The sequence below is a fragment of the Zobellella aerophila genome, from assembly GCF_039539325.1.
GTDB lineage: Bacteria > Pseudomonadota > Gammaproteobacteria > Enterobacterales > Aeromonadaceae > Oceanimonas > Oceanimonas aerophila.
The window spans coordinates 68661-89241 of the sequence record NZ_BAABCX010000009.1; the positions used below are offsets into that span (position 1 = coordinate 68661).

A 20581-nucleotide genomic window follows, 5' to 3' on the forward strand; every position below is an offset into this window, starting at 1 on the left:
GCGTCCATTAGGTATGTTAAGAATGCTTGCCAGGAGTGTTGAAGAAGAACCGGGAGGGTTGGATGTTAGGGCCCGATTCTCACTTGCTTCCCTTCGCAGGTATTAGCCTGATCAGGTTCAACGGATCCCGCGTATGCGGTCTCAGCCCAAGGGGCACTCCGACAAGATGTGCGGCCAGTATAACCAGAGCCCGCCGGAAAAAGCAAAGCCGCCGCATGCAATTCACATAAACTTTTTTTAACCCTTTGTAAACAAAGATAAGCCGTTTTTTAAAAGGGCCAGTTGCGGTTTTCTTGGCGGACCAGAGGCGGTATTTTCAATAACAGGGCTCCTTGCGGAGCTTGTTTCCTGACAAAGTCAGCCATCGTGTGAAAAACGCCAAAAGGCCCACTCTGCCGACACGCTGTGAAGACATCCCTGTACGCTCCACCGCGTCATCTGACCGCCATGGATGGCGGAAATGTCGAAAATGCAGGAGCATTTTTCGACCCTGACGCGGTGGGTCGCCGGAGCTTGTCCTTTTGCCTTTACCGCTGGACGTTACGGTTTAACAGGATCATTGCAGCTTGCCGAGCGCTTCCTTCATCAGCTGCAACTGCTGCTGTTTCAACCGGCTGTCGGCCGCTATCTTCTCCAGGGTGGCCTGCTTGAGCTCGGCGTCTTCCATCTTGTCGGCCCGGCTCTCCGCCAGCATACGGTGCAGGATCATTTGCTGTTCCATAGCTTCCAGGCGGGCGCTCTGGCTGGCCAGGTACTGTTTCTTCAGCGCCGGGCTGTCCATCTGCTCCAGCCGTTTGACGAGCCGCTGCTCGAACTTCTGCGGATCCATTTTCATGCGGTGATGGCCCATGCCATGACGGCCCTCACCGCCATGATGGCCTGTTTCGCCCATCCGCTGTCCACCGTCACCCTGCCCTTTGCGCTCACCATGGGACCATTTCGTGCCCGTTGGTTCGGCACCGCTGGATTCGACGGCGCTGACCAGCACGGGGGCGGCAAGCAGGGTGGCGGCAAGCAGCAATACGGTTTTTTTGGTGTTCATGGTCTCTACCTCTCGTGTGGGTTCGAGGCTAAGTAAAACAGCCGGCTGTCAGCAAACTGTGTCTGGCTCGCCCTTTTTTGTAGCAAAGTGTGACGCCTTTGTCGGCTGACACACTTTGACATTAATTGCCGCCAAAACCACCTTATACTGGCCCTATAGACCAATCGGGGACAGAGATGAACAAAGGCAGGCACCTGCTGGTGGTGGACGATCACAGCGAAATACGCGATTTGCTAAAACGCTTCCTGGAGCAGCACGGCTATCTGGTCTCCGGCGCCCGGGACGGCAGGGAGATGCGCCAGCAGCTGGCCCGCCAGCCGGTCGATCTGATCATCCTGGACCTGATGCTGCCCGGCGAAGACGGCCTGAGCCTGTGCCGGGAACTCAGGGCCACCAGCGAGGTGCCCATCATCATGCTCACCGCCATGGGCGAAGATACCGACCGCATCGTCGGCCTGGAAATGGGCGCCGACGACTACCTGCCCAAACCCTTCAATCCCCGGGAGCTGCTGGCCAGGATCAAGGCGGTACTCAGGCGCAATCCCGAACCGGGCCTGAGCCAGGCATCAAAAGAGCAGCGGCAGATCCGCTTTAACCAGTGGACCCTGGATATGGCCCGTCGCGAGCTGCTGGATGATAAAGGCGTGACCATCAGCCTAAGCACCGCCGAGTTTGATCTGCTCAGGGTGTTTATCCAGCATCCCAACCGGGTGCTGAGTCGGGACCAGCTGCTGGATCTGGCCCGGGGCCGGGAAGCCCAGGCCTTCGACCGCGCCATCGACACCCTGGTCAGCCGGCTGCGGCGCAAGCTGGAGCCGGACTCCAAGAATCCGACACTGATCAAAACCATCTGGGGCGGGGGCTATATGCTGGTCGCCGACATCAGCCATGTGGATTAATCGCCTCGGTTATTGGGCCGGCAGCCTGGCCGGACAAATCGTCCTGGTGGCGCTGTTTGCCCTGCTGCTGATCCAGCTGATCAGCGTACAAATCTATCGCCTGGAGCGGGAAGAGGCGCTGGGGCTGGTCAACAGCCGTTTTACCCTGCAACGGCTGACCGCCGCCACCCGCCTGCTCAACGAGGTACCCGGTGAGCTGAGATCAGAGATCCTGAAGGCCAGCCGCAGCGAAACCCTGCTGCTGACCATCGATGCCTCCCGCCCCGAGCCGGCCGCGCGCAACGCCAAACTCGAACATATAGTGCGGGCCAAGCTGGACTATCCTCCCGGGAGGGCCGTGATCATCAGCGCCGAAACCCGCAACGGGGTGCTCGAGCTGCCGCCCCACCCTCATCACCATCGCCACCTCGGCCGGCGACCACCGCTGCCGGATATCCGCCTCTATGGCGCCATCGAGCTGGCCAATGGCCAGTGGCTGCATTTCACCTCGCTGACGGACCGGGAAACCCCGGGTTGGTCGGTTAAGGCCGTGCTGTCGCTGGTGCTGCTCGCCGGCCTGCTGACCGGGCTGATGATCTGGCTGCTGCAGCGGACCACCCGCCCGCTCAAGGAGCTGGCCCGGCAGGCCGAACGCCTGGGCCGGGGCGACAAGGCCGAGCCCGTCCCCGAGAGCGGGCCGCGAGAAATTTGTGAAACCCTGGCGGCCTTCAACCGCATGCAGGACCGGCTGGACAGGTTCGTGTCCGATCGCACCCGCATGCTGGCGGCGATCTCCCACGACCTGCGCACCCCCATCACCAGCCTGCGGCTGCGCACCGAGTTCCTGCCCGACGGCGAAGACAAGCACAAACTGCAGGCGGGACTGAAACAAATGGAACAGATGCTCAACGCCACCCTGCAGTTTGCCCGGGAAGATGGCTTGGCCGAGCCGGTACGGGATCTAGACCTGCCCAGCCTGCTGGAAAGCCTGTGCGACGATCTGCAGGACAACGGCCATGATGTCTCCCTAGTCGAGCAGGCGCCCATCATCTATCGCGGCCGCCCCACCGCCTTGCGCCGAGCCCTGCAGAACCTGCTCGACAACGGCGTGAAATACGGCGGCAAGGTCGAGGTACGGCTGCTGGCCGGCAAGGAGTCGGTGCGTATCCTGGTGCACGACCATGGCCCCGGTATTCCGGAGCAACAGCTGGAGGAGGTGTTCAAGCCCTTTATCCGCCTGGACAGCGCCCGCAACCTGGAAGACGGCAGCGTCGGCCTGGGCCTGGCCATCGCCCGCACCCTGATCCACCAGCATGGTGGCAGCCTGGAACTCGCCAACCACACCCGGGGCGGGCTGCTGGCCACTGTGGTACTGCCCCGTTAACAAGTACTTGATTGTCATGGAATAAAAACCAATACTGGGCGCCAGTATCAAATAAGTGAACGCTCAAAAAAGGTCATTTCATGCTCAAGGAAGAACAAGCCCAGGCCATGCTGAAGGCCGCCCGGGAACATGCCGTCCAGCTCGGCGTCAGGGTCAATATCGCCATCGTCGATGGCGGAGCCCACCTGCTCGCCTTCAACCGGATGGACGGCGCCATGCTCGGCTCCATCGAGGTCGCACTCAAGAAAGCCCGCACCGCCGTGCTGTTTCCCATGCCCGCCGAACAGTTCGGCGAGATCATCCGTCATGCCGAGCTGACCGGCATGGAACACACCAACGGCGGCCTGGTCGCCTTTGCCGGCGGCCTGCCGTTGCATATCGATGGCCGGCTGCTGGGCGCTATCGGCATCTCCGGAGCCAATGCCGAACAGGACAAGGCCATCGCCGAACAGGCCATTCTTCAGATAATGGGTTAAGCGAGAGCGCTTTACAGCCAGGGGGAAAATTCCTACAGTCTTGGGTCAAATGACACCCGGATACTCCGGCGATCAGGCACAAGGAAAGGCCCCATGAAAGACGCAACCCTGGCTGTTCATCACGGCTACACCACGGATCCCACCACCAAATCCGTGGCCACCCCCATCTACCAGACGGTGGCCTATGAATTTGACAGCGCCCAGCATGGTGCCGACCTGTTCAACCTGGAAGTACCGGGCAACATCTATACCCGCATCATGAACCCCACCAACGACGTGCTGGAACAGCGGGTCGCCGCCCTCGAAGGGGGCATCGCCGGCCTGGTGGTCTCGGCGGGCAGCGCCGCCATCCACTACGCCATCCTCACCCTGGCCCGGAGCGGCGACAACATCATCACCACCCCCCAACTGTACGGCGGCACCTACACCCTGTTCGCCCATATGCTGCCCAGCCTGGGGATAGAGGTGCGCTTCGCCGATGATGCCAGCCCGGAAGCCGTCGCCCGCCTGATCGACGACAACACCAAGGCGGTATACTGCGAAAGTATCGGCAACCCGGCGGGCAATGTCGCCGATATCCAGGGCCTTGCCGACGCCGCCCACGCCCGAGGCGTGCCGCTGATCGTCGACAACACGGTGGCCACCCCCATGCTGTGCAAGCCGATCTCGTTCGGTGCCGACATTGTGGTCCACTCGCTCACCAAGTACATCGGCGGCCACGGCAACTCCCTGGGCGGCATCATCGTCGACAGCGGCAAGTTCCCCTGGGCGGAACACAAGACCCGCTTCCCACTGTTCAACGAGCCCGAGCCGGCCTACCACGGGGTGGTCTATACCGACACCTTCGGCCCCGCCGCCTTTATCGCCCGGGCCCGTACCGTGCCGCTGCGCAATACCGGCAGCGCCCTGGCACCGCTCAACGCCTTCCTGCTGCTGCAGGGCCTGGAAACCCTGCCGCTGCGCATGGAACGCCATGTGGAAAACACCTTCAAGGTGGCCGAGTTCCTGCAAAACCACCCACAGGTGGCCTGGGTCAACTATGCGGGACTAAAGGAACACCCGGATTTTGAGCGGGCCCAGCGCTTTATGGACGGCAAGCCGTCGGCCATACTGTCGTTCGGCCTGAAGGGCGGTTATGGCGCCGGGGTGCGTTTCTACGATGCGCTCCAGCTTATCAAGCGACTGGTGAACATAGGTGACGCCAAGTCCCTGGCCTGCCACCCGGCGTCCACCACCCATCGCCAGATGAGCGAGGCCGAGCAGGCCCAGGCCGGGGTCAAGCCCGAGATGATCCGCCTGTCCATCGGTATCGAGCACAGTGACGATATCATCGCCGACCTGAGTCAGGCGCTGGAGGCCTGAACATCTGCGTTCCCACGCAAAGCATGGGAACCTGGATGCGGTAAAAACAGGGCCTGATTCTGGGCGGCAAAAGGGTTCGCTCCCCCGGCTCGCTGTGAATACCTCCCTGTACGCTCAGCCGCATTATCCCTGATGCGGATGGCCGGCTGAGCGAATCCTCCCTTTCACCACCTGCCGGCTTCTACGCACCCTGTTTGTCACCCAGGGACAACAGGGGTTATCTCTGGCCCTTTCAACCATCCTCGGCCATGCTTGAGGATATGCCCGAACAGGAGCCAGTCATGTCCGTTAATCCGGAGTTATCGCCCCGTCGTCATTCCAGCCTGGCCCAGGATGAGCAGGCCCTGGTCACAGAACAACTGCAGCATTTCGGCATAGAGCCCGACAGCCCCTACGGCCAGCGCCTGGGCCAGGCGGTGCTCAACCTCAACCGCACCAACCAGGATATTCACGCGCTCTGGCAGCTGACCCGGGACACCCTCGACAGCCTCCCCCCCGAGCAGCAGGTCAGCCGTTTCAACGCCAAGAAGTTTCTCGCCTTTCAGCTGGCCAAGGTGCTGGAAAACCTGCAGACCCCCTTCCGCCAGCAATGGCGCGGATTGAACATGGAGCTGGGTTCTCGCCTGGCCAAGGGCCCCTATCCGCTGTTCGATCGAGTGCCGGCGCTATTTTCCGCCAACCCGGTGATAGTGCGCACCGCCACCTATGTCTATGCCTGTACCGAATGGATAGACGATGCCTTCCAGGGGAGGGAATCCAGCCATCCCATCTACACCCGGCTGCTCAACCCCACCTCCCTGGCGCTGGCCAATACCATGGTCGAGCTAGAGGCCGGCCACCACAGCGCCGACTATCTGGCTTGGAACTTCAATTCCGGGATGGCCGCCATCGACGCCCTGCTGGGCACGGTGCTGGAACGTCACGACATACTGCTGGTCAGCCGCAATGTCTATGGAGGCGTGCATCAGCTGCTGCAGGATTATTATGCCCGTCCACAGAAGCTGGGGGTTACCCTGGCCTGGTTCGACGGCACCACCGGCGATGAATTCCAGCAGGCCCTGCAACGGCTGCTCGCCGACCACCGGGAGGCTCTGGACCGGGGCGCCCGGCTGCGGATCTATCTGGAGTCACCCTGCAACCCCCATGGCCTGATGCTGGATGTGCCCGCCATCTGCCGGCACAGCCACCGGGCCGGCGCCCTGGTGATGCTCGACGCCACCCTGGCCACCCCCGTGCTGTTTCGCCCCCTGCAAAGACCGGACAAGAACGAACGGCCGGACTTCGTCATCCACTCCTATACCAAGGATCTGAGCGGCACCGGCAGTACCACCGCCGGGGTGGTCATCGGTGAACAACCACGCATGTTCCTGCCCAAGGGCGAACCTGGCTGGGAGCAAACCCTGTTCTGGCAGGTATATTACATCAAGGGAGCCTTTCTCGACGGCGACAAGGCCTATGAGGTGATGACGGGGCTGAAGACCCTGGAGCTGCGCATGCTGGCCAAGTGCATCAATACCCTGGTGTTTACCCGCTTCCTGGATTCCCATCCGCAGATCCGGGTGAACTCCCACGCCCTGGAGGATCACCCCAACGCCGGCTTGCGCCGACAGCTGCTCGAGCTCGGCCTGCCCAGCCCGCTGTTCACCTTTGATCTGGAGCCGGCCAAGCTGCCCCGGGAAGCCTTCGTGCGCTTCTTCGATGCCCTGGAGCCGGCCTTCAGCCATATGGTCAGCCTGGGCCAGACCAATACCCTGGTGCTCTGCCCGGCGCTGACGTCCCATTCCGAACTGGACGATGCCGCCCTGGCCGCCGCCGGCATCAGCCGGACCGGCATCAGGGTGGCCATGGGCATAGAGCGGGTACGGGAGCTGATCGCCCATATTATCCTGGCCACACGCCTGCATATCGATCCCGTCAGCCCCGGCTTCAGCGCGCGCTTTATGGCCCCGGAGCGGGTAGACGAACTGGTCGACGTCACCACCCTGGCCGTGCACCGGCAACGGTTAACACAGCAGAGCAGGCTGACCGAGCTGTTATAGCAGGCTCTCGCCCAGTCCCAGGGCCAGCTTGGCGGCCAGCAGCCACATTAGGGTGCCGATGGCGCCATCCATGGTTTTCTGTACCCAGGGCCGGCTGAGCCAGGCGCTCATCCGGGCCGCCGCCAGCGCCAGGGTGAAGAACCACAGCAGCGAGGCGCTGAAACAACCTAGGGCGAAGGCCCATTTGTCCCGTTCGGCAAAACCACCGCCGACCGAGCCCATTATCATCACGGTTTCAATATAGACCTGTGGATTAAGCAGGGTCACCGCCAGCACCCCGATGATCACCGCCTTCAGCCCCCGTTCACGCCCGTTCAGCGCCACCGACTGCCCTTGCTGGAACACCCGGCGCCAGCAGTGCGCCCCGTACAACAGCAAAAACACCATGCCCGCCAGGCTGATGCCCCAATAGAGCACGCCATGAGACTGCAGGGCGGCACCACCACCGAACACCCCCAGGCTTATCAACAGCACATCGAACAAGCTGCAGATGGACGCCACCAAAATGTGGTATTGCCGCCGCATCCCCTGATTGAGCACGAAAGCATTCTGCGCCCCGATGGGAATAATCAGCCCCGCCCCCAGCGTAAACCCCTGTATCCAGGGAAACCAATACATAACGCCGCACTCCTGTTAAATCACGCGAGGGGGACGGTTGTTCCGCCCCCTTCAATACCAGACTGGCTATTCAGCTCATACCTTGGGCAAACTCTTTCAAGGCCGACAAGGCGGCTTCTGCTTTTTCCGATTGCACAAACACATGATCGTGATAATAGGCGGCGACCACATTTGCACTGATGCCATACGATGCCAACTTTTCCGCTACTGCCGCCGTCAGACCTACCGCCTCCAGGCTCGAATGCACCGTTAACGTGATTTGCCTGAATCTGGCGTCAAATGTCAGCTCGGCCTGTTGTGCCGTTTCGGCCAACACTATCAAGGTCAAACCTTCTGCTTCCCTGAAACAAGCCAGCGGATTCAACTGTACATAGTCCGAATAATCACCCTCGACCGTACAGAATACATATTCACCCTCTTGAATCTCGGGTGACATGGATGTCAATAATTCATCCAACTCAACCATTCCCGGCATAGCCTTGTCCTCGTTATTGCAGCAACTTGATTGCCTGAAGGCCCCCGATACCTGCCGTTATCGGCTTGCTATTCATGGGCGACTTAAACAATGGAAGCCAGACTAGAGAAAGGCTAAAGTTTAGTAAAACTAATAAAATTTCATCATCATAAGAATAATTAATAACGGGAAGCATTAATGAGCGAACTGGACTACAAGCTGCTGGAAGCCCTGGACAAGGTAGTGAGCGAGCAAAGCTTCGAAGGCGCCGCCCGCCTGCTGCACCTGACCCAGTCGGCGGTGTCCCAGCGCATCAAACAGCTGGAACTGCGCCTGGCCCAGCCCCTGCTGGTGCGGAGCCAGCCGCCGCTGCCGACCGAGGCCGGCCGGCAGCTGCTGGCCCATTACCGGCAGGTGAGCCAGCTGGAAAACGCGCTGATGGCCGAGCTGCTGCCCGACGCACCGCAAAAACCGCTGGGGGTCACCATAGCGGTCAATGCCGACAGCCTGGCCACCTGGCTGATCCCGGCGCTGACGCCCCTGCTGCATTCCCATCCCATCGAGCTGAACCTGCTGGTCGAGGACGAATCCCGCACCCTGGACAAGCTGAAGAGCGGCGAGGCCTTCGGCGCCATCAGCCTGTCCGCCAAACCCCTGCCGGGCTGCCGTTGTGACCGCCTGGGCCAGATGGACTATATCCTGGTGGCGACCCCCGAGTTCAAGGCCCGCTACTTTGCCGATGGCCTGGGGATCGACGCCCTGCTGCGTGCGCCGGCGGTGGCCTTCGATCAACGGGACGACATGCATGCCCGCTATATCGAGCAGCATTTTGGCCTGGCCGCCGGCGACTATCCCTGCCATACGGTGCGCTCATCCGAAGCCTTCGTCGCCATCGCCCGCGCCGGCGCCGCCTATTGCCTGAACCCCCGGCTGATGATTGCCGACGATCTGGCCCGGGGCCGGCTGGTGGAGCTTTATCCCCAGGAGCCGCTGATCCAGACCCTGTACTGGCACCGTTGGCTGCTGGAGCGGGGCATTCACAAGGATCTGTCCCGGCGCCTGATCGACCATGCCCGGCAGTTTCTGCCCCCCCCTTGACTCTGGAGATACCTCCAGGGTCTAAACTCCTCCTATAACCAACAAGGAGAATCGCCATGGGATCTTGCTGTCATCATTCATCACCCAAGCACAAGGCAGCCGGGCATCGGCATACCGCCGGCTGTGCACCTCGTACCGAGCCAGGCGTGACCTGCGGTCCACAGGCCGACATTCCTTCGGCCACCACCGCCTCGTCCGACTCCCCTCCCGATGAGGAAAGCGACACGGCCCCCGGGCGCCATCGCTGGCAAATCCAGGGCATGGACTGCCCAAGCTGCGCCGCCAAGATAGAGACCGCCCTGCGCCGGCTGCCCGGGGTGCAGAGCGCCGAGATCCGCTTTGCCACCGAGCGGCTGGAGGTGTGCTGGCAGGCCCCCACGACCAGGGCCGATATAGAAAGAACCATCCACATCGCCGGCTTCGGCTTCACGGCCAGTGCCGCTATATCAACGGCGGTACCTAAACGCCATCTGACCGACCATGTCAGGGACTACTGGGATATCGTCCTGCTGTTGCTGCTGATGATAGTGGCGGCCCTGGTCAGTACCCGCTATGAGCCGGCCGGCGGCTTGTTGTTCAGCCTAGCCACCCTCTGGGGGCTCTGGCCGGTCGCCGTGCGGGCCTGCCGCTTGGCCCGCACCGGCTCCCCCTTTTCCATCGAAACCCTGATGACCGCCGCCGCCCTCGGCGCCCTGGTGCTGGGCGAAACCGCCGAGGCCGCCATGGTGCTACTGCTGTTCATGGTGGGCGGAAAACTGGAACGGCTGGCCGCCGAGCGGGCCCGTCGCGGCGTCAAATCGCTGATGACATTGGTGCCCGACACCGCCCTGCGGGTCACCGCCATCGGCACCGAGCAGGTCGACGCTCACCGGCTCAGGCCCGGCGATACCATAGAAATCCACCCCGGCGCCCGGCTACCGGTGGACGGTACCCTGCTTTCCCCCCTCGCCGCCTTCGATGACAGCGCCCTCACCGGCGAGTCGATGCCGATCGACAAGCGGGAAGGCGATAATCTTGCCGCCGGCAGCCTGGTGGTGGACATGGCGGTGCGGGTGCGGGTCGAGTCCCAACCCGGTCACAACGCCATCGACCGGATTTTGCACCTGATCGAGCAGGCCGAGGCCAACCGGGCGCCCATCGCCCGTTTTATCGAACGCTTCAGCCGCTGGTATACCCCAGCCATGATGCTAGCGGCGCTGCTGGTGATGCTGGTGCCGCCGCTGGCCTTCGCCGCCGCCTGGGAAACCTGGGTCTATCGCGGCCTGGCGTTGCTGTTAATCGGCTGCCCCTGTGCCCTGGTGATTTCCACCCCGGCGGCGGTCACCTCGGCGCTGGCCGCCGCCACCCGCATGGGGGTGCTGATCAAGGGCGGGGCGGCGCTCGAGCAGATGGGCAGGATCCGCACCATGGCGTTCGACAAGACCGGCACCCTGACCACGGGCCGGCCGGAGCTGGTGGAGCTGCAGGTTTACGCCCCCTTTAAGCGTGAACAGGTCTTACAGCTCAGCGCCAACCTGGAGTCCGGCTCCCATCATCCGCTGGCGAAGGCACTGGTGCAGGCCGCCGCCCGGGAAGGCATAGTCCCCCGGCATATGGACGACAGGCGCACCCTGCCCGGCGCCGGTATCGAAGGTAAATGGCAAGGACAGCGGCTGCTGCTGTGCAACCCAGACCACTTGCCCGAGCAGGCCTTGAGCGCGCCACAGCGGGCCCGGGTGTCGGCACTGCAGCTCGAGGCCTGCACCCTGGTGGTGTTGACCCTGGATAAACAGGTTGCCGCCCTGTTCGCCTTCCGGGACAGCCTGCGAGCCGATGCCCAGGCCGGGATCAGCGCCTTGCAGCAACTGGATATCCGCTGCCTGATGCTGACCGGCGACAATCCGGCCGTCGCCTCCCGGATGGCGGAACACCTGGGCATCGAATACCGGGCCGGACTCAAGCCCCGGGACAAACAGGAGGCCGTTGCCCGGCTGAATGGGAAACAGCCGCTGGCCATGGTGGGGGACGGCATCAACGATGCCCCCGCCCTCAGGCAGGCCAGCGTCGGCATCGCCATGGGCCAGGGCACGGATGTGGCGCTGGACACCGCCGACGCCGCGCTCACCCACAGCCGGCTCACCGGCTTAGCGGACGCCGTGCGTCTATCCCGTGCGACCCATGCCAATATCCGCCAGAACGTCACCCTGGCGCTGGGACTCAAGGCCATCTTCCTGGTCACCAGCCTGACCGGCATCACCGGCCTGTGGCTGGCGGTGCTGGCCGATACCGGCGCCACCGCCCTGGTCACCCTCAATGCCCTGCGGTTGCTGAGGTTCCGAAACGACGGAAAATAAAAAAAGCCCCCGCGATGCGGGGGCTTTCGTCTGTATGTTGCGCGCGCACGCCTTACCAGGCACCGACCACAAAGCCCAGCCGCTCCGGCAGCCACAGGGCGATGCCGGGGAACAGCATCACCAGCGCCGAGAGCATGGTCAGCATAAAGAACAATGCCCAACCGCAGGTTTTTTCCAGCCGGATGCCGGCAATCTGGGTGGTGGCCATCAGGTTGATGGCCACCGGCGGGGTGAACTGGCCGATGGCGATGTCCATCGCCAGCAGGATACCGAACCAGATCGGGTTCCAGCCGAAATGCTGCATCAAGGGGATCAGTATGGGGGTGATGATCAGATAAATGGAAATGGCATCCAGCAACATGCCCGCCAGCAGCACCAGCACCATGATCAACATCATCAGCACCCAGCCGTTGGCCAGATGGGTGAAGGTACCGAGGGTGGTGCCGGCCCAGGCGAAGATGCCAGCCAGGGAGATAATGATCATCACCACCCCCGAAATCATCCCCGCCTCACCCAGCAGATGCCATACATCCCTGAGACTCAGCTGGCGGTAAACGACGATTCCCACCAGCAGGCCGTAGGTCACCGCCACCACCGCCGCTTCGGTCGGGGTAAACAGGCCGGAACGCAGGCCACCGAGGATCAGCACCGGGGCAAACAGTGCCGACAGGGCCCGGTCAAAGCTCTCCTTCAGGGGGCGGGCGCTCGCCTTTTTGCGGGTCTTCCCAGCCATGGCGCCTGGCCAGCCACCACACCGGCAGCAGCAGCGACAGCCCGGCCAGGATGCCGGGGAACAGGAAGAGCCAATCGTGGCAGGGTAGAACAAAACACCAGCCGAACGGGCGGCGACACGACGGTCCGCCATAGTGGAATGAAGGGGATTGCAAAGTCAACCGCAAACAGGAGCCGGCAGGCTCCTGTTCAGGGTTGTTGGCAACACCGTCGGCCCTGGCGGCCAGGGAGCATCACCTTGCGTTGCGGCTCAGTCCCGGGGATCGAGCAGCTCTATCCAGTGCTTGACCGGCACCTGGGCCTTGCTGGCCAGGTGCAACTGGCAGCCGACGTTGGCGGTGACGATCTGCTCGGGGTCGCCTGCGGTAAGCGCCGCCAGCTTGTTGGTCAGCAGCTGCTGGCTGAGTGTAGGCTGCAGCACCGAATAGGTGCCCGCCGAGCCGCAGCAGAGATGCCCGTCCTTGACCGGAGTCAACTCCACCCCGGCCTTGCGCAGTATGGCCTCCACCTGGCCGCCCAGCCCGAGCGCGTGCTGCAGGGTACAGGGGCAGTGTACCGCCGTCTTGCGGCCCTGGCCGGCCAGGCCCAGCCGGCTCAGGTCCTCGTCCGCCAGCACCTCGCTCAGGTCCCGGGCCAGTTCACTCACCCGGCGCGCCTTGTCCGCATAGGCAGGGTCTTCCCTGAGCTTGTCGCCGTATTCCTTGACCATGGCACCACAGCCGGAAGCGCTGATGACGATGGCTTCGGCCCCGGCTTCGATGAGCGGCCACCAGGCGTCGATATTGCGGCGCATAAAGCCGAGCCCTTCCTCATGGGCCGACAGGTGGTAGCTGACCGCGCCGCAACATCCCGCATCGGGCGCCTGCTGCAGGCGAATGCCGAGCCGGTCGAGCACCCGGGCCGCCGCCGCATTGGTGTTGGGGGTGGCCGTCGACTGGGCACAGCCGCCCAGCGCCAGCATGAACCGGGGGTGGCGGGTGGCGGGCCAGGTGCCGGCCTGCTGGGCTGGGGGGACCTTGGCCGCCAAGGCCGCCGGCAACAGGGGCTTGCCGAGCCGGCCCAGCGCCAGCAGGGGGCCGAACCGGGACGGATAGGGCAACACCTTACGCAGCACCCAGCGCAGCAGGCGCTGGCCGCCGGGCCGGGGCAACTGCTGCTCCATGATGCCGCGGCCGATGTCGGCCAGGCGGCCGTATCTGACCCCCGAGGGGCAGGTGGTTTCGCAGCTGCGGCACGTCAGGCAGCGATCCAGGTGGGTCTGGGATTTCTCGCTGACCTCGCCGCTTTCCAGCATCTGCTTGATGAGATAGATACGCCCGCGCGGGCCGTCCCGCTCATCGCCCAGCTCCTGATAGGTCGGACAGGTGGCGGTGCAGAAACCGCAATGCACACAACTGCGCAGTATGGCTTCGGCTTCCTGGATCTCGGGGTGATCCAGGTATTTCACATGGATGTCTGTACGCATGATATCGTCCTTTACAACCAGCCGTAGAGCCGGCCCGGGTTGAAGATACCGTCCGGGTCCAGGGCGGCCTTGATCCGCCGCTGGAGCTGGCGGAGTGGCGCCGGCTGGGTATGCAACACTTCACCATGGCGGTCGCCGCCGCGGAACAGCGCCACCTGGCCGCCCGCCGCCTCGGCCAACGCCTCAAGCTCGGCCTTGTCAAAGGTGCCGCGCAGCCAGCGCTGACTGCCACCCCAGTCGAGCAGCCAGGGGGAGCGGGGCAACGCATGGCTGGCGGTGGAGCCGACCGAAAAGCGCCACAGGGGCGCGTCCCCGGCAAAGAAGGCGAGCCGCTGTTCGCGCAGATCCCGCCAGAAGGCATCGCCCTCCTCCAGGATTTCTCCCGGCCATTGACGGGCGGTGCTGTCTACCGCGCTGGCGGCGCCGGCCAGGCGCAGATAAAGGCGGTTGTCCAGCCAGCAGGCCGCGGTGAGCGGACGGGGCTGGCCCGCCAGTCGGTTCATCTCGGCCAGTGCCGCGTCGGCCGGGGGGGCGGTACACCGCATCGACCGCCATCCGGTGATGAGTCGTCATCCGGTGACGCCGATGGACGAAAGCGACCTCTGCCTGCACCTGGGCAAACAGACCGGCAAGACAATCGCGCTGGCCGATATGGTCACACTGTGCCGCGACGACGTCGACGCCCAGATCGACCGGCTGCTCGACGGCAACGCCGAGGTGCTGCTGTACGACGTGCCGGACCCGGAGGTACAGCGGCAGGTCGGCCACCAGCTCTGGCGCACCCGCCGGCCGGGCGGCCAGTTCATGGTCGGCTCCTCGGGCATCGAATACGCGCTGATCCAGGCCTGGACCGAGAGCGGCATGATCCCGGGCACAGCCGAGTACGCGAGCCCGGGCGCGGCCGAGCGTATCGCCGTGGTGTCCGGCAGCTGTTCCGAAATCACCGCCGGTCAGATCGCCTGGGCGGAACGCAACGGCTTCGTCGCCATCGCGCTGGATGCCCGCGACATTGCCGATCCGCAGCAGAGCGACCGTGCCAAGCAGGCCGCCGTCGAGCGGGGCTGCGAGGTGCTGCACCAGGGCAAGAGCGTCGTCTTCTACACCGCGCGCGGCCCGGAGTCGAACCTGGTGGCCCCCGAGGAGCGCAGCTAGGCCTTCCGCCACCGCATCGGCGCCTCGCTGGGCGAGATCCTGAAACGGCTCACCGAGCTCGAGTCGCTGCGTCGCGTCGTGATCGCCGGCGGCGATACCTCGAGCCACGCGCTGCAGCAGCTCGGCGTCTACGCCCTGACCACGCGCCTGCCGCTCGCCGAATCCCCGGGATCGCCGCTGTGCACGGCCCACAGCGACAACCCCGCCTTCGACGGCCTCGAGGTCGCGCTCAAGGGCGGCCAGGTCGGCACCGAGGCCTACTTCGGCAACATCCGCGACGGCATCGGCTGACCTCGTTTGGGGCGGGGCTTCCATCCGACGGGAAGCCCCGGCCATACGCGCTCCACGCCTCAAATGAAAAGCCCCCGCAAGCCAAGGCTTGCGGGGGCTTTTGTCTGCGCATGCGAGGCGCCGAGGATTATTTGGCGACGACCGGCGGCCGCACGCCCAGGGTATGGCAGATTGCATAAGTCAGCTCGGAGCGGTTGAGGGTGTAGAAGTGGAAATCCTTCACCCCTTCCCGGCTCAGCACCCGTACCTGATCGATGGCGATACTGGCGCCCACCAGGTTGCGGGTATGCTGGTCATTCTCCAGCCCCTGATAACGCTGGTGCATCCAGCCCGGGATCTTGACGTTGGAGAAACCGGCAAACTTCAGCAGCGTCTGGTAGTTGGACACAGGCAGTATACCCGGCACTATCTCCACATCGATGCCGATGGTGACGCAGCGGTCACGAAAACGCAGGTAGGACTCCACATCGAAGAAGAACTGGGTAATGGCCCGGTTGGCACCGGCATCCACCTTGCGCTTCAGGTTGAGCAGGTCGGCCTGGGCACTCTTCGCTTCCGGATGTACCTCGGGGTAGGCGGCCACCGAAATATCGAAATCCGCCTCTTCCTTCAGCAGGGACACCAGATCGGCGGCATACATATCCGGCTTCTCCAGGCCCTGGGGCAGGTCGCCGCGCAGGGCGACGATCTGGCGAATGCCGTTGTTCCAGTAATCACGGGCGATGCCGCGCAATTCATCGCGGCTGGCATCGATACAGGTCAGGTGCGGCGCGGCAATCAGGCCGGTCTTGTCCTGGATATCCTTGATCACCTTGTGGGTCCGATCCCGGGTGCCGGAATTGGCACCATAGGTGACGGAGACAAACTTGGGGGCCAGTTCCTTGAGCCGCTCAACCGAGTGCCACAAGGTCTGTTCCATCTGCTCGCTGTTAGGCGGGAAGAATTCAAAAGATACATTGATATCGCCGTTTAAATCGGCCAAGGATTGGTTCAGCGCTTCTACATGACGCGCGCTATGAAATCCCATGTCTGTCTCCTACAACTTAAATAAAAATCTATTCCTTACACCCTGGACTCGGCATAGGCCCTGCGCAATACCTGCGTGGCGGACACCATGTTGGCCAGGGCTTCACGGGTTTCTTCCCAGTTGCGGGTCTTGAGACCACAGTCGGGGTTGACCCAGATACGCTCTTTCGGCGGACGTTCAACGGCCTTTTCGATCAGTGTAACCATTTCCGCCACCGTGGGAATACGAGGCGAGTGAATATCATACACGCCCGGGCCTATCTCGTTGAGATAGGCGAAATCCCGGAACATATCCAGCAGTTCCATATCGGAGCGGGAAGTTTCTATGGTGATCACACCCGCACCCAGGCGGGCGATGGATTCGATGATTTCGTTGAACTCAGAATAACACATACGGGTGTGGATCTGGGTAGCATCGCTCACTATGGCAGCACTTAACCGGAACGCTTTTTCCGCCCAGCCCAGGTAGGCCGCCTGCTTGCTGTCGCGCAGCGGCATCAGCTCGCGGTAGGCCGGCTCGTCGATCTGGATGATACCCATGCCGGCGGTTTCCAGAGCCGCCACTTCGTCGCCCAGCGCCAGGGTGATCACCTCCTGGATTTTCTGGGCGGCAAAGCCATTATTTTTATCCCCGTGTTCTCTCCGGCCAGAAGGACGTTTAGACGTCCGAATGGCTGTATATTTGCACGGCTAAACTTCTGGAGGCAAGGACTTCTTTTAATAAAGTGATAAGAACTGATTTTTTAAAAGTAGATAGCATATAAGAACAAAAGGGTCAGCTTGGCCGGAATTAATGGCTGGGAGCCAGGAGCCGGAGCCTGCGCCCAGGTATGTGAAGTTGGGGATTGGCTGCGGGCGGGGCACCCGCAGTAAAGGACTGGGCTAACGCACAATGCCGTTCACTTAAGACGAAAAGGGGAGTCCTCCTCCACCCGCCGACTCGCCGAAATCCCGTCCCTGGGGACTCGGCGGCGTCACTGACCGCCATGGATGGCGGGAATGCCGGAACGGCAGGAGCACTTTCCGGCCAGGACGCCAACGGTCGGCTTGGTAGATGAGGACTCCCCTTAACTGAACGGCATTAGGGCTAGCGCACGCCCTTTTCGGTCAGGATCCCGGTGATCAGCGCCACCGGGCTGAGCAGGTGGTCGCGCATCATGGCGCCGGCTTGCGGGTCGCGGGCCAGGATGGCGTCGAACAGAGCCTGGTGCTCCTGCTGCTTGACCGCCAGCGCCTGTTCACTGAAGACCGTCTGCCGTAACCATAAATAACGGTAACGGGCCGCCTGATCCATCAGGGTCTGGCGCACCACCAGCAGCTGGGGAGAACAGCAGCCGGCGGCCACCGCCCGGTGAAAGGCCTGGTGGCGCACATCCCAATGAGTCAGCTGATCTTCAACCGAGTCCAGCTGGGTCACCTTGGCCAGGGCGTGATGCGCCGCCACCACCCCCGCCTCCCACATGTCGTCGCCGCGCGCCAGTGCCAGCTCCACGATCAGGCCTTCCAGCTGGGCCCGGGCATCATAGATATCCTTTAGTTCCGCCAGCGACATGGGGCTGACCCTGAAGCCCCGCTGGCTTTCGGCGGTCACCAGCCGCTCCACCACCAGTTGCGACAGGGCTTCCCGCAAGGGACTGACCCCCAGGCCATAGCGGGTTTTAAGGGTGCTCATCAGCAGCTTCTCACCCGGTTCGAAATGACTCTGGATAATGTCCTGCTTCAGCCCCTGATAGGCGGCCTTCGCCAGATTTTCCCGCGGGGATTCAAGATTGCTCATGCCGTCTTCCTGAAATAGACAATGAAGAGATTATATCGAAATTGCTGATGAGATCATAAAACGGAGATCATTCATTGACAATAACAAAAAATGTCGACATTTTATATATACGACGACATTGTGTTGTCATACTTACAGATACAGGAGTGTCCCATGTCCAACGTCGCCACCGCCGATTTCACCAACCACAAATACCAAGGGTTCAGCCTGGCTCCCTCTGCCCAATCGAAGCGCCTGCTGGAGCTGCGCTTCGATGAGAAAGTTGTCAGCGATTTTCTGGCGGCGTGCGCCGAATGGCCGGTCCAGGCCCTGGAATACAAGTCCTTCCTGCGCTTCCGCGTCGGCCAGATCCTCAACGATCTCTGTGGCCAGGCACTGCAGCCCCTGCTGATCAATACCCTGGTCGACCGCAACACCGGCGGCCTGCTGATCACGCCCGAAGGGTTGAACCAGGTTGAACAGGCCGAAGACATGGTCAAATTCACCACCGCCGTGGCCCATCTGTTCGGTCGTTCCAACTTCGATGCCATGAGCGGCCAGTACTACGCCCGCTTCGTGGTCCAGAACCAGGACACTTCCGACAGCTATCTGCGCCAGGCACATCGGGTGATGGAACTGCATAACGACGGTACCTTCGTCGAGCAGGACACCGACTATGTATTGATGCTGAAGATCGACGAAAAGAACATGGAAGGCGGCAATTCCCTGCTGCTGCACCTGGACGACTGGGAACACCTGGAACAGTTCTACGCCGACCCCATGGCCCGCCGGGTGATGCGCTGGGCCGCGCCGCCGAGCAAAAACACCACCAAGGACGTGTATCACGCGGTGTTCGATACCGATCGCGGCGGCCAGCCCATCATGTCGTACATCGACCAGTTCGTGCAGCCCAAGGATTATGACGAGGGTGTCTGGCTGGCGGATCTTTCCGAGGCCCTGGAAACCAGCGCCAAAAAAGTATCAGTCCCCGTGCCCATGGGCTCCTTCCTGGTGATCAACAACCATTTCTGGCTGCACGGCCGGGACAAGTTCGTGGCCCACGAAGGCTTGCGCCGGGAGCTGATGCGTCAGCGCGGTTACTTTACCCATGCCAAGACCCTGAAAAACCCGCAGCAGGTATAATGCCCTCGTGACCCGTCACGCAGGCGTTCCAGGATAACAATGAGCACAACAGACGCCGGGGCCAGACCCCGGCTTTTGCCCCTTTAACCAAAGGTGAACAGAGCAGTGTTTGATTTCATCATTATCGGTGGCGGCATCGTCGGTATGTCGACCGCCTGGCAACTGAAAAAAACCTATCCCGACAGCAAGATGCTGTTGCTGGAAAAGGAGTCCGGCCCGGCCCATCACCAGACCGGCCACAACAGCGGCGTGATCCACGCGGGGGTCTACTACACCCCCGGCAGCCTCAAGGCCAAATTCTGCCTGGAAGGCAATATCGCCACCAAGGCCTTCTGCCGCGAGCATGAGATTCCCTTCGATGAATGCGGCAAGCTGCTGGTCGCGACCAATGAGCTGGAAATGGAGCGCATGAAGGCGCTGTGGGACAGGAGCGAGGCCAACGGCCTGGAGCGCTACTGGCTCAATGCCGAGGAGCTCAAGGAGCGGGAGCCCAATATCACCGGCGTCGGCGGTATCTTCGTACCTTCCAGCGGTATAGTGAACTACAAGCAGGTCACCGCCGCCATGGGCAAGGAGTTTGAGCGCCTGGGCGGCGAGATCCGTTACAGCACCGAAGTCACCGGCTTGAAGGAAGAAGCCAGTCAGGTGGTGGTACAGACCACCCAGGGCGATGTGCAGGGCAAATATCTGGTGTCCTGTTCCGGGCTGATGGCCGATCGGGTAGTCCGCATGCTGGGACTGAAACCCGACTTCAAGATCTGCCCCTTCAGAGGCGAATACTATCTGCTCAAGCCCGAGCACAACCAGATAGTCAATCACCTTATCTACCCGATCCCGGATCCCAATATGCCGTTTCTGGGCGTGCACCTGACCCGCATGATAGACGGCACGGTAACCGTCGGCCCCAACGCCGTGCTGGCCTTCAAGCGGGAAGGTTACGACAAGTGTGACATCTCCCTGAAAGATACCCTGGAAATGCTGACCTATCCGGGCATCCTCAAGGTGCTGATGAAGAACCTCAAGCCGGGCCTGGTGGAAATGAAAAACTCCATCAATAAGGCAGGCTACCTGGAACTGGTGCGCAAATATTGTCCCAGCCTGAATGTGGACGATATGACGCCTTACCCGGCGGGTATTCGTGCCCAGGCGGTGTCGAAAGACGGCAAGCTGGTCGATGACTTCCTGTTCGTCAACACCAAGCGCACCATCAATGTATGCAACGCCCCGTCACCCGCGGCTACCTCGGCCATCCCCATCGGCGCCTATATTGTCGATAAGGTCAGGGCCCAGGTTGAACAACCGGCGGTCGTCGCTTAAAAAAAGGGCAGACCC

At 62.3% G+C, this 20581-nt stretch carries 17 protein-coding genes, 2 pseudogenes and 1 riboswitch; of the genes and pseudogenes, 10 read left to right on the forward strand and 9 right to left on the reverse strand.

Annotated elements, in window-relative coordinates; genetic code table 11:
* Positions 1–70: 70 nt before the first annotated feature.
* Positions 71–171, reverse strand: a riboswitch (TPP riboswitch).
* Between the two features lie 385 nt (positions 172–556).
* Positions 557–1042, reverse strand: a complete 486-nt coding sequence (locus ABD806_RS17755) for a hypothetical protein (RefSeq protein WP_344960163.1) — start codon at positions 1040–1042, stop codon at positions 557–559.
* A gap of 176 nt (positions 1043–1218) precedes the next feature.
* Here ABD806_RS17755 and ABD806_RS17760 point away from each other — a divergent pair, with 176 nt between their 5' ends.
* The 5 genes from ABD806_RS17760 to ABD806_RS17780 all read left to right on the forward strand — a co-directional run bounded on the left by ABD806_RS17760 (position 1219) and on the right by ABD806_RS17780 (position 7181).
* A complete protein-coding gene (locus ABD806_RS17760) occupies positions 1219–1941 on the forward strand; it encodes a response regulator (RefSeq protein ID WP_344960164.1) in 723 nt (240 codons plus the stop codon).
* The gene (locus ABD806_RS17765; protein WP_344960165.1) at positions 1931–3304 is read left to right on the forward strand and encodes an ATP-binding protein; all 1374 of its coding nucleotides are present in this window, start codon (positions 1931–1933) and stop codon (positions 3302–3304) included. The genes ABD806_RS17760 and ABD806_RS17765 overlap by 11 nt, the downstream gene beginning before the upstream one ends.
* 80 nt (positions 3305–3384) lie before the next feature.
* Entirely contained in the window at positions 3385–3780 is a 396-nt protein-coding gene (locus tag ABD806_RS17770; RefSeq protein WP_344960166.1) for a GlcG/HbpS family heme-binding protein, read from the forward strand.
* 93 nt (positions 3781–3873) lie between these two features.
* Positions 3874–5142: an O-acetylhomoserine aminocarboxypropyltransferase/cysteine synthase family protein gene (locus ABD806_RS17775; RefSeq protein WP_344960167.1), complete on the forward strand. Its 1269-nt coding sequence runs from the start codon at positions 3874–3876 to the stop codon at positions 5140–5142.
* Positions 5143–5423: 281 nt separating this feature from the next.
* Positions 5424–7181 carry a trans-sulfuration enzyme family protein gene (locus ABD806_RS17780; protein WP_344960168.1) on the forward strand — a complete coding sequence of 586 codons (1758 nt, stop codon included), beginning with the start codon at positions 5424–5426 and terminating at the stop codon, positions 7179–7181.
* Here ABD806_RS17780 and ABD806_RS17785 read toward each other — a convergent pair.
* The gene (locus tag ABD806_RS17785; protein ID WP_344960169.1) at positions 7176–7799 is read right to left on the reverse strand and encodes a LysE/ArgO family amino acid transporter; all 624 of its coding nucleotides are present in this window, start codon (positions 7797–7799) and stop codon (positions 7176–7178) included. The two genes, ABD806_RS17780 and ABD806_RS17785, sit on opposite strands and share 6 nt — an antisense overlap.
* A gap of 70 nt (positions 7800–7869) precedes the next feature.
* Entirely contained in the window at positions 7870–8274 is a 405-nt protein-coding gene (locus ABD806_RS17790; RefSeq protein WP_344960170.1) for an ACT domain-containing protein, read from the reverse strand.
* A 177-nt stretch (positions 8275–8451) separates the two neighbouring features.
* On the opposite strand from ABD806_RS17790, the gene ABD806_RS17795 reads away from it, so the two are divergent.
* Positions 8452–9351 (forward strand): LysR family transcriptional regulator ArgP, encoded by a 900-nt coding sequence (locus ABD806_RS17795; protein ID WP_344960172.1) that lies wholly within the window; start codon positions 8452–8454, stop codon positions 9349–9351.
* A gap of 56 nt (positions 9352–9407) precedes the next feature.
* A complete protein-coding gene (locus ABD806_RS17800; protein WP_425583179.1) occupies positions 9408–11684 on the forward strand; it encodes a heavy metal translocating P-type ATPase in 2277 nt (758 codons plus the stop codon).
* 52 nt (positions 11685–11736) lie between these two features.
* Here the strand turns inward: ABD806_RS17800 and ABD806_RS17805 are convergent, their stop codons facing one another.
* The 3 genes from ABD806_RS17805 to ABD806_RS17815 form a co-directional block, all read right to left on the reverse strand.
* Positions 11737–12417, reverse strand: a complete 681-nt coding sequence (locus tag ABD806_RS17805) for a TRAP transporter large permease subunit (RefSeq protein ID WP_344960174.1) — start codon at positions 12415–12417, stop codon at positions 11737–11739.
* Between the two features lie 249 nt (positions 12418–12666).
* The gene (gene glcF, locus ABD806_RS17810) at positions 12667–13881 is read right to left on the reverse strand and encodes a glycolate oxidase subunit GlcF (RefSeq protein WP_344960175.1); all 1215 of its coding nucleotides are present in this window, start codon (positions 13879–13881) and stop codon (positions 12667–12669) included.
* Positions 13882–13892: 11 nt separating this feature from the next.
* Positions 13893–14426, reverse strand: coding sequence for an FAD-linked oxidase C-terminal domain-containing protein (locus ABD806_RS17815; RefSeq protein ID WP_344960176.1), 534 nt, complete (start codon positions 14424–14426; stop codon positions 13893–13895).
* 40 nt (positions 14427–14466) lie between these two features.
* On the opposite strand from ABD806_RS17815, the pseudogene ABD806_RS17820 reads away from it, so the two are divergent.
* Positions 14467–15324 (forward strand): annotated as a pseudogene (locus ABD806_RS17820) (four-carbon acid sugar kinase family protein).
* Between the two features lie 127 nt (positions 15325–15451).
* On the opposite strand, the gene metF reads toward ABD806_RS17820, so the two are convergent.
* The 3 genes and pseudogenes from metF to csiR form a co-directional block, all read right to left on the reverse strand.
* Positions 15452–16351 carry a methylenetetrahydrofolate reductase gene (metF, locus tag ABD806_RS17825; protein ID WP_344960177.1) on the reverse strand — a complete coding sequence of 300 codons (900 nt, stop codon included), beginning with the start codon at positions 16349–16351 and terminating at the stop codon, positions 15452–15454.
* Positions 16352–16386: 35 nt separating this feature from the next.
* Positions 16387–16938, reverse strand: a pseudogene (locus ABD806_RS17830) (5-methyltetrahydropteroyltriglutamate--homocysteine S-methyltransferase); the annotation flags it as partial.
* Between the two features lie 499 nt (positions 16939–17437).
* Positions 17438–18127 carry a DNA-binding transcriptional regulator CsiR gene (csiR, locus tag ABD806_RS17835; RefSeq protein WP_344960178.1) on the reverse strand — a complete coding sequence of 230 codons (690 nt, stop codon included), beginning with the start codon at positions 18125–18127 and terminating at the stop codon, positions 17438–17440.
* A 153-nt stretch (positions 18128–18280) separates the two neighbouring features.
* On the opposite strand from csiR, the gene glaH reads away from it, so the two are divergent.
* Both glaH and lhgO read left to right on the forward strand, forming a co-directional pair.
* Positions 18281–19249 (forward strand): glutarate dioxygenase GlaH, encoded by a 969-nt coding sequence (gene glaH, locus ABD806_RS17840; RefSeq protein WP_344960179.1) that lies wholly within the window; start codon positions 18281–18283, stop codon positions 19247–19249.
* 105 nt (positions 19250–19354) lie between these two features.
* Positions 19355–20566 (forward strand): L-2-hydroxyglutarate oxidase, encoded by a 1212-nt coding sequence (gene lhgO, locus ABD806_RS17845; protein ID WP_344960180.1) that lies wholly within the window; start codon positions 19355–19357, stop codon positions 20564–20566.
* The last annotated feature ends 15 nt before the right edge of the window (positions 20567–20581 follow it).

Bases quoted from the DNA above. Each gene is read 5' to 3' on its own strand.
- ABD806_RS17755 (WP_344960163.1), bottom strand. From the start codon at position 1,042: ATGAACACCAAAAAAACCGTATTGCTGCTTGCCGCCACCCTGCTTGCC.
- ABD806_RS17760 (WP_344960164.1), top strand. From the start codon at position 1,219: ATGAACAAAGGCAGGCACCTGCTGGTGGTGGACGATCACAGCGAAATA.
- ABD806_RS17765 (WP_344960165.1), top strand. From the start codon at position 1,931: ATGTGGATTAATCGCCTCGGTTATTGGGCCGGCAGCCTGGCCGGACAA.
- ABD806_RS17770 (WP_344960166.1), top strand. From the start codon at position 3,385: ATGCTCAAGGAAGAACAAGCCCAGGCCATGCTGAAGGCCGCCCGGGAA.
- ABD806_RS17775 (WP_344960167.1), top strand. From the start codon at position 3,874: ATGAAAGACGCAACCCTGGCTGTTCATCACGGCTACACCACGGATCCC.
- ABD806_RS17780 (WP_344960168.1), top strand. From the start codon at position 5,424: ATGTCCGTTAATCCGGAGTTATCGCCCCGTCGTCATTCCAGCCTGGCC.
- ABD806_RS17785 (WP_344960169.1), bottom strand. From the start codon at position 7,799: ATGTATTGGTTTCCCTGGATACAGGGGTTTACGCTGGGGGCGGGGCTG.
- ABD806_RS17790 (WP_344960170.1), bottom strand. From the start codon at position 8,274: ATGCCGGGAATGGTTGAGTTGGATGAATTATTGACATCCATGTCACCC.
- ABD806_RS17795 (WP_344960172.1), top strand. From the start codon at position 8,452: ATGAGCGAACTGGACTACAAGCTGCTGGAAGCCCTGGACAAGGTAGTG.
- ABD806_RS17800 (WP_425583179.1), top strand. From the start codon at position 9,408: ATGGGATCTTGCTGTCATCATTCATCACCCAAGCACAAGGCAGCCGGG.
- ABD806_RS17805 (WP_344960174.1), bottom strand. From the start codon at position 12,417: ATGGCTGGGAAGACCCGCAAAAAGGCGAGCGCCCGCCCCCTGAAGGAG.
- glcF (WP_344960175.1), bottom strand. From the start codon at position 13,881: ATGCGTACAGACATCCATGTGAAATACCTGGATCACCCCGAGATCCAG.
- ABD806_RS17815 (WP_344960176.1), bottom strand. From the start codon at position 14,426: ATGCGGTGTACCGCCCCCCCGGCCGACGCGGCACTGGCCGAGATGAAC.
- metF (WP_344960177.1), bottom strand. From the start codon at position 16,351: ATGGGATTTCATAGCGCGCGTCATGTAGAAGCGCTGAACCAATCCTTG.
- csiR (WP_344960178.1), bottom strand. From the start codon at position 18,127: ATGAGCAATCTTGAATCCCCGCGGGAAAATCTGGCGAAGGCCGCCTAT.
- glaH (WP_344960179.1), top strand. From the start codon at position 18,281: ATGTCCAACGTCGCCACCGCCGATTTCACCAACCACAAATACCAAGGG.